This is a genomic window from Roseburia sp. AM23-20, assembly GCF_003470905.1.
Lineage (GTDB): Bacteria > Bacillota > Clostridia > Lachnospirales > Lachnospiraceae > Roseburia > Roseburia rectibacter.
In genome coordinates, this window is the sequence record NZ_QRHS01000046.1 from 1 (window position 1) to 7,367 (window position 7,367).

At 37.2% G+C, this 7,367-nt stretch carries 8 protein-coding genes and 2 pseudogenes; all 10 read right to left on the minus strand.

Translation table 11 applies throughout. The features are described 5' to 3' along the window. Nucleotides 1–83: 83 nt before the first annotated feature. Nucleotides 84–632: a hypothetical protein gene (locus DW650_RS18830; RefSeq protein WP_008115723.1), complete on the minus strand. Its 549-nt coding sequence runs from the start codon at nucleotides 630–632 to the stop codon at nucleotides 84–86. A 45-nt stretch (nucleotides 633–677) separates the two neighbouring features. Then, complete coding sequence (locus tag DW650_RS18835; RefSeq protein WP_006859189.1) at nucleotides 678–1,451, minus strand: hypothetical protein; 774 nt, start codon at nucleotides 1,449–1,451, stop codon at nucleotides 678–680. A gap of 95 nt (nucleotides 1,452–1,546) precedes the next feature. Then, nucleotides 1,547–2,281, minus strand: a complete 735-nt coding sequence (locus DW650_RS18840) for a sensor histidine kinase (protein WP_243103023.1) — start codon at nucleotides 2,279–2,281, stop codon at nucleotides 1,547–1,549. 324 nt (nucleotides 2,282–2,605) lie between these two features. Then, complete coding sequence (locus DW650_RS20250) at nucleotides 2,606–2,929, minus strand: hypothetical protein (RefSeq protein ID WP_243103024.1); 324 nt, start codon at nucleotides 2,927–2,929, stop codon at nucleotides 2,606–2,608. 71 nt (nucleotides 2,930–3,000) lie between these two features. Beyond that, a complete protein-coding gene (locus tag DW650_RS18850; RefSeq protein ID WP_118210841.1) occupies nucleotides 3,001–3,534 on the minus strand; it encodes a DUF3879 family protein in 534 nt (177 codons plus the stop codon). 280 nt (nucleotides 3,535–3,814) lie between these two features. Beyond that, nucleotides 3,815–4,465 (minus strand): hypothetical protein, encoded by a 651-nt coding sequence (locus DW650_RS18855; RefSeq protein ID WP_055171124.1) that lies wholly within the window; start codon nucleotides 4,463–4,465, stop codon nucleotides 3,815–3,817. 26 nt (nucleotides 4,466–4,491) lie between these two features. After that, a pseudogene (locus tag DW650_RS18860) lies at nucleotides 4,492–4,920 on the minus strand (HTH domain-containing protein). A 137-nt stretch (nucleotides 4,921–5,057) separates the two neighbouring features. Continuing rightward, nucleotides 5,058–6,122: a hypothetical protein gene (locus tag DW650_RS18865; RefSeq protein ID WP_117921148.1), complete on the minus strand. Its 1,065-nt coding sequence runs from the start codon at nucleotides 6,120–6,122 to the stop codon at nucleotides 5,058–5,060. 149 nt (nucleotides 6,123–6,271) lie between these two features. Further along, the gene (locus DW650_RS18870) at nucleotides 6,272–6,637 is read right to left on the minus strand and encodes a hypothetical protein (RefSeq protein WP_243095825.1); all 366 of its coding nucleotides are present in this window, start codon (nucleotides 6,635–6,637) and stop codon (nucleotides 6,272–6,274) included. 36 nt (nucleotides 6,638–6,673) lie between these two features. Continuing rightward, nucleotides 6,674–7,367: pseudogene (locus DW650_RS18875) on the minus strand (hypothetical protein); the annotation flags it as partial.

The window sequence follows — 7,367 nt, forward strand, 5'->3', positions numbered from 1 at the left end:
TTCGTTTTGTACAGCTTTTCGTCTTGCCTGTGCTCTTTTTACTGCTTCCTTTTCCTGTTTCTTCAAAATTATAGAAATTGATACTATGCATATGTATCAAAACCTACCTTATTTTTAGTTGTCGCTTCTATAGCAATCATATTTTCTGTTTTTTTATCTTCTTTTTCTTTATCCTCTTTCATTCTCTCCAGCCATTTGTCAATTTCTGAATCCGTACCAGTCTCTCCAAAAATGCCACAGGTTGTCATTTCGGTTCCATTATTCGTAAACTTAAACTCCACTGATATCAGTTTACTACCATGACTTATTGCCGCCTTCTGTGCATTTCGTATAACATCTGGCATAATTGCTAAATTTTCCTCAAGCCATTTCGCAGTTTTTTCATCTCCACATGCCTTTCGCATTACACTTCCGTCAATCAATACAGAAGCATTTTTGCATGGAGTCAAACATTTATACTTGTTAGTCAAATACTTTGAATAGTCTGATACATTTTTAAACTTATTGGCTGAATTCATAGTGTATCCTGCATAATAATTCTTTTCACTATTCTTTGATGGCTTTACATTTTCATTTTTTACATTTCCGTATGTGTATGTATTGGCATACGATGATACTCCATTAATTCCCATACTGCATCTCTCCTTTCTATTTAGCCTTGATTTTTTATTTGCAGGCTATTGGGTTTTGTTCGATACGCTTACTGCCATTGTAAAATTTGTCTCATAGGAAGCTACTGCCTGACTTATTGTGACAGTCTTAGCAGACGAACTACTCTCAGCCACCAATCGAGTTCTGGCATCCTGAGCGGATAACCTTTTATTTTGCGCATATTCTTCATAAGCTGTTCTTTCCGCTTGTTTTTTCTGAATCCGCTTTTTTTCCTGTTGTTTCTTTACCTGATTTTCTATTCTCTTTTTATTTTCTATTCTGCGCTCCCAAAAACTATTTTTTGACTTATCATTAAAAATCTTCCCACCATTCCCATTGTTATAACCAGCACTCCACATCTCAGCATGACATTCTTCTTTTGATGCTCCATAATATATTGTAGAAAACGCTCCTCCGCATATACCGGACCATTTATCTGGTTGTGACCAACCCACTTGCAAATCATTTAATACCCATGCTTCATACTCTGGATCATTCTTCATTGCTTCAAAACCCGCCTCTGAAATTGTAACAGATATTGACTCGCCTGCTCTTGTGGGGTGCATTGGAATTTGAGATATTTTATTGTAAATGTACTGCTTGTATTCCACCATCGTCATATCTTTAGCAGACACAGAACCTATTTTTGAATTGCCCACTATACTTCCACTAGCTTCGCTCTTTTCTCTTACACTATCCGCAAACCTTGTATCTTCCTTCTCCTGATCTTTAGCCGCATTTTTCTGTTGGTACTGATTGTAAGCCCGTGTCATATAGTTCACATTAATTGTATTACTCATAGTAACCTCCTTTGCTTTCTTTATCGGATAAAATAACCTGTTCTCCTAGTCCCATATCATCAAACGACCATATTACGCACACAAAGACCATCTCTTTACAAGATAACCACAGCCTTAAATTCATTTTCATCGCAGGAAAGCACCATATCACCGCCATATTTATCCACAACTGCTTTTACATTTAACAGCCCAATGCCGTGATGATCCCCTCTTTTGCTCTTTATCGTGTCATTTTCAATTTCCACCTTTTCTGTCACCGGATTTCTCACCGCAAATATCAGTTTATGATCTTCGCACTCTAATTTCAGATGAATGACCGCTTTTCCGGTATTTTTCAGTACCTTTTCACTCTCCCGGATTGCATTATCCAGTAAATTGGAGAGCAGAATCACGATCTCTTCCTCCTCCAGACAGATCTCCTGCAAATCCCCTACTTTTAGGATCACTGCTATGTGTTTCTCCTGCATGCTGCGGTACTTCTGGTTTAAAACAGCATTGACCACCGGATGGTTCGTGTTGATTGCCGACATCTCGACAGCTATGCTCTCTGTCAGCTTCTGCGTAAATGAAAGTGCCTCATCTGTGTGTCCATTCTTTATCAATGTCTGGATCGTGGAAAGCTGATTTTTATAATCGTGCATTTTTCTTCGCTGACGCTCATAGATTTCTTCCCGATCCTGATAATCTGCAATCCGGTTTTTCTGATTTTGTTCTGTAAGCACCGCAATTTTTATTCTCTCTTCTTTTTCAATGGTATTCTGCATGAACTCCATAAGGATAAGGTTAATCGCAACCAGTCCCACCGAAAGAAATAAAAATACATTCTGCATGTCAATACATCCCGGCATACTCATATCAGTTTCTATGCCAGCACATCAAATGTCGAAACTCCATTTTCTGTCACTCCTGTAGAAGTTGAAGTACCTAGCAGTTCCACCAGTTTTCCTGTTAGGTCTGCCACATCTTTTCCATCAATTTTCAGATTATATTGCCGTTCTTCCTGCTCCTGTTTTTCGGCACGCTGTTTTTCCAGCCGTTCCTCTGTCTCTTTCTTTTCTGCTTTCCTTTTCTCGAGTCTTTCTTCAAGTTCTTTCCTTGCTTTTTCTGTTCCCGGATCAACCTCATCTGTTACCAGTACTTCTTCTGTTATGCTATCATATCCATTTATCCGTTACACTCAGTACCTTACAGCCACGAGCACTTTGAGCAGCTTTCAATTTTTCGATACTTTCCGGTATTAAAGATAGATTATACTCCAACCATTGTTTTGTCTTTTCATCTCCCATAGCCTTTGACAAAAGAGAACTGTTTATATTTACGGAATAATCCCTGCTTCGTAAACATTCGTATTTTTGTGTTAAATAGTTCTTATATTCATGAGCATTCTTATATGTCCTGCCCGTTTTGTTTCCAGCATTTTGTGTATTGCCATAACTATTCGTATATGACGCATAAGTTCCTATTCCTGTAACTGCCATATTAACATATCTCCTTTCATTATTCGGAGTCCTTCCAACTATGCCACCTGTTGGATTTCTCTCACCTACATCTATACTTTAAAATCTAATCCACCAAGAGTATCATCCATCTGATCTAAAATACTTGTATCAAATGCATCTCCCGGCTTCCATCCAGGATTATTTTTCTTTACCAGTGTCTCCATTCTTGAAGCATAATCTCCAGCCATTCTGCTCAATGTCCACGAAGCGGAATTTCGCTGTTCAGAAGGAATCGTATTCAAATACTGTTTGATTACATCATGTCTCTTGCTTTCTTCTGGTATATATGCACCATTGCTACTGATAAAATCCTGCTTTACAACCTTTTCTAAATCCGACTTCACCTTATCCGATACAGACACTATCTTTTTCCAATCCTTACCATTGATACAACGGTCTGCCTGTTCCTTTGATAAAAAAGGTACACCATCTTTATTATAGTAATAATTGTTATTTCTATATTGACACCCAGAATCTAGGGTCGTAATCCCAGTCTGCTTGTGTGAGAAATTTTTCTGAAAGAAGAATTTGTTTATTAGCAAACTTTGCGAAAATAAATTTTTATTGTTAATATTTACATTCATATTTCACTCTCTCCTATAATACAAAATTGTAGCCACATTACATTTTTAATATGTATAATATACTTTTATTGTTTCAGTGGATGTTGAAACTGTTCCTTTTGTAACAATCCATATTTTCCACTTGCCTGACGGATCAAAACCATTAAAATCATTAATTGTTATTGTTCCACTCTTACTTACTGTTGTATAATTAACATTTCCATTGCCATCTTCTACATATAAATAAAACGAATCACTTCCTGAACTAACCCTACTATACACCTCTATTTAAAATTCTGAATTATGAACTCAATTCCGTTACCAGTGAAGAATATCTTTTTGTCCGGTTCTTTATATCCTCCTCACTGACACCATAATAACAATATAAATCTCTGGCTATTTTCTTAAACCTTTTTATGACCGACTTATTGCCAGAGTAAGATATTCCAAATATATTCCAGGTATAATCTACCTCTATTTCCATTAAATCCTCACCAATTTTTATTTCATATAAATGAAAATCCATGGGAATTACATTATCAGGCATTTGGTCAATCAATTTATTTCTAATTTCCATTTCATTCAAAAAATTTTTAACAGATTCTTCATTATGAAAATCTGGTTTTGGAATATCCTTCCTTTGGCCCAAAAGTTCTGGTTTATGCTGCATAATCAAACTAGCTTTTAGATTTTTCTGTCGTTCTATCCAATTTGTTGCGGCAGGATTGATTTCCACTAAATCATAATGATCCTTTGCGTATTGCACCACTTCCGCAAGGGTATGCGGGTTGGCCGCTATTCTCTTTTCTATCCTTTTTCGTCTGGATTGATAGATAGCTTTTCGGATTCTAATCTTTAGAGATTGCTTTTGAGCTTCTCCAAATATAAAAACACTTGTGGGACCATCTTCACCATTTATTATGGAAACTTGATTGATACTTTTATTTTTCATAAGTGCCCTCTACTCACAAATCCCGATTATATCGGTGATTCACAATCTTTTAGCCAAAATCGCAGTTCCATAACCGTCACAGCAATTTTATACTTTACTTCGATTTCAATCTTTTCTGGTGGATTGACTAAAAGCCTGTCAATATCATTTTCCTCAACACCAGCCATTTTTGCTATCGTTAGCTTGGATATGCCATGATAGGAAACAAGCACTTCCAAAAAACCGCTTAATTGCCTATCCTTATCTTCAATCGCTCCAAAATACAGAAATCCTGCTTTACTAAGTATTTTAAGACGCAATGCAGGATCATCTGGCAAACATTCCACATTGCCCATTACTACTCAATCTACTGTTTCTTCAGTTATTTCTAAATATTTTGAAAGAGTATTTTTATTAAAACGATACTCCTCAATTAAAGAAGTCAACATTTCTGAAATATTTTTTGTTTTTATCATATTTGTGCCTTAATCTCCACTTGTATCATTTACAATATTGCTTGTAACAAGTGTCCCTATGTGAAAGGCACACTCTACACTTTATTGTTGTTATCTTCCATTTTCCGAGCAATTATAACTTTTCCAATCTACGTTTATCAAATGCTCCAAAATTTAGATGCCAGCTCCCGATTTATGATAGATGAGAGAAAATTAGGATTATTATTCTGGAACACTTTCAGACTTTCAAAAAAAGCCGCTTTATTTTCTGTCTTTATATCTGAAAAAGTTGCATCCAGCTTCTGATCTTTTACATTTTTCTCCACATATTCCTCCGACTGCTTTTCGTAATTATCAACCATCGAAGGATTCTTTTTCACTGCCCCTTCATACCAATTTGTAAGGTATTTTAATGCATTAAGCTGTCTGTCCTCATTGCTGCTTTCTTTACTAATCTTCTGATATTCCGTGTATGCACTGCCGTCCATCGTCCTCATCATATCAAGCGCATTTGTAGTCTTTACAATATTGCTACCATGTCCAAGATATGTACCTTTCCCTACTCCATAGTCCATATTTCCGTTATTGTCAGCTTTTCCTGCGCTCGCAAGCTTTGCGATAGACTCCATTGCTTCCAAAAATGGTTTTATGCTATCTTCCGGGATAAAATTCTCTGCCGCATATTCCGCTTTTTTCATACCAAGTGAAATATTTGCCTGCCGTTCTTCCTCTGTCATAGAGCCAGTATTTCCAACAAGGAAATTCTGACGGATGATATCATACACAAATCCCTGTTCCTCTTTGCTGCAGTTCTCCACCGCAGATGCAACCGCCTTGTCTGCACCATACATTCCGGAATATGCCGGAAGTTCTAGGGAGTTATCAACCTGCGTAATTTCTTTTTGGAACGCTGCATTTCTCGCCTCCATTGATTCCCGCTGCTCCTGTGTTACATTGGCATCCACTATACCTTTCTTGTTTTCCACAAGTGCAGCCATTCCATCTCCCGAAAATTCAACAATAACCGCATCTCCATACTGCGAACCGATGTCCTTCATCGCCTGCAGGGTTTCTTCCCTTGACATCTTGTCCATAATCTTATTGCCATGTTCATCTGTAGTGTTAAATTCATACTTTACAAGGGTGTCTTTCTTATATATACCATTCCCATATGAGGGAATATTCGTTGTTCCTCTGTAAAACTGACTGTAATCAATATTCATAATATACACTCTCCTCTACTTTATTTTTTCTTAGGTATTTGTGAAATACCAAAAGTCTCATAAATACAATATTTTTACCACATAAAACATACTATATTTTTATAGTTTCATACTTGTATATATATCTTATGCAAACATATAATATCTGCCTAAATCATCAACTTTATATACATTATTTCCGGTATATGATCTAAAGTGATAGTAATATCCCTATTATAGGTATCCTTCGCAAAACTTAATGCCCGGTACTCTGTAATATTGAATTCGTAATAGTCCACATCCTCCGTATCCGATAAACTTCCCTTTAAATATCCGTCCGGCTTATTGATAAGTGCCGTCAGATCCAGTGTTCTTCCAAACACATCCTGATCCGTATATTTATTTGTTTTCCAGAAATAATCATTGGAAACTTTACTATTTTCTACTGCAATATTTTTATCAGTGGGTAAACCTTTTTTCTTAAAATCATATCCCACAAGCTGCGCATGCATCTCTACTGTGCGGGTTATTACCATCTGTTCATTCTCCTTGTGTATAATTACTTTTCATAATCATAATACTTTCCTGAAACTATACGCATACATATCCGAATACATGTTATCATGCGGTTGTGGCGTCAGCCTTCTATCCAATGCCGCCATATCCACCGTAAAACCACTGTCTGCCACAGAAAAAGCACCATTACTGAATTGAAACTCCGAAGTAAAGTCTGGAATCCCCAGATCACCGCTTGTCCGGTTATGTCCTATAATATTTATCAATGCATCCTTTATCCGCTCTATCTTGGCGTTGTCCTTTGTTTTGTTGATCAGATCAGCAGCTTTTCCCGGCAGCCCGCCAATCTTTCCGTCTGGTGTCAGGTAAAGGTTCTCCAGAGAAATATCTTCTCCCGTAACCCCTTTTAAGTAACGCCTGACTTCCTGCACATCCGTGGCATACTGATAGGTATTGGACGACAGATTTCCCACACTGTCAGCAATTCCTGTGTAATACTGATACATCCGGTCACTGTACTTTTCCTCTACCAGTTTCTGAACCTGCTCCCGGACTTCCTTATCTTCGATACCGCTCACTGTTACATTCCCATTGCTTTCAATCTTTATCTGCATTCCCTCCAGCTCATCACGGGAGATACCTTTGCTTTCCAGATCCTTTACAAAATCCTCGGAAAAATCATTTTTCAGTTCCGCCTTCTGCTGTGCTTTCTCAAAATCTTTCAGGTTTGCAAAAATCTTCACATACTCC

What these genes read in the sequence shown, in the direction of transcription:
- DW650_RS18830 (WP_008115723.1), bottom strand. Translation starts at nt 632, where the DNA reads ATGGGAATTAATGGAGTATCATCGTATGCCAATACATACACATACGGA.
- DW650_RS18835 (WP_006859189.1), bottom strand. Translation starts at nt 1,451, where the DNA reads ATGAGTAATACAATTAATGTGAACTATATGACACGGGCTTACAATCAG.
- DW650_RS18840 (WP_243103023.1), bottom strand. Translation starts at nt 2,281, where the DNA reads ATGCAGAATGTATTTTTATTTCTTTCGGTGGGACTGGTTGCGATTAAC.
- DW650_RS20250 (WP_243103024.1), bottom strand. Translation starts at nt 2,929, where the DNA reads ATGGCAGTTACAGGAATAGGAACTTATGCGTCATATACGAATAGTTAT.
- DW650_RS18850 (WP_118210841.1), bottom strand. Translation starts at nt 3,534, where the DNA reads ATGAATGTAAATATTAACAATAAAAATTTATTTTCGCAAAGTTTGCTA.
- DW650_RS18855 (WP_055171124.1), bottom strand. Translation starts at nt 4,465, where the DNA reads ATGAAAAATAAAAGTATCAATCAAGTTTCCATAATAAATGGTGAAGAT.
- DW650_RS18865 (WP_117921148.1), bottom strand. Translation starts at nt 6,122, where the DNA reads ATGAATATTGATTACAGTCAGTTTTACAGAGGAACAACGAATATTCCC.
- DW650_RS18870 (WP_243095825.1), bottom strand. Translation starts at nt 6,637, where the DNA reads ATGGTAATAACCCGCACAGTAGAGATGCATGCGCAGCTTGTGGGATAT.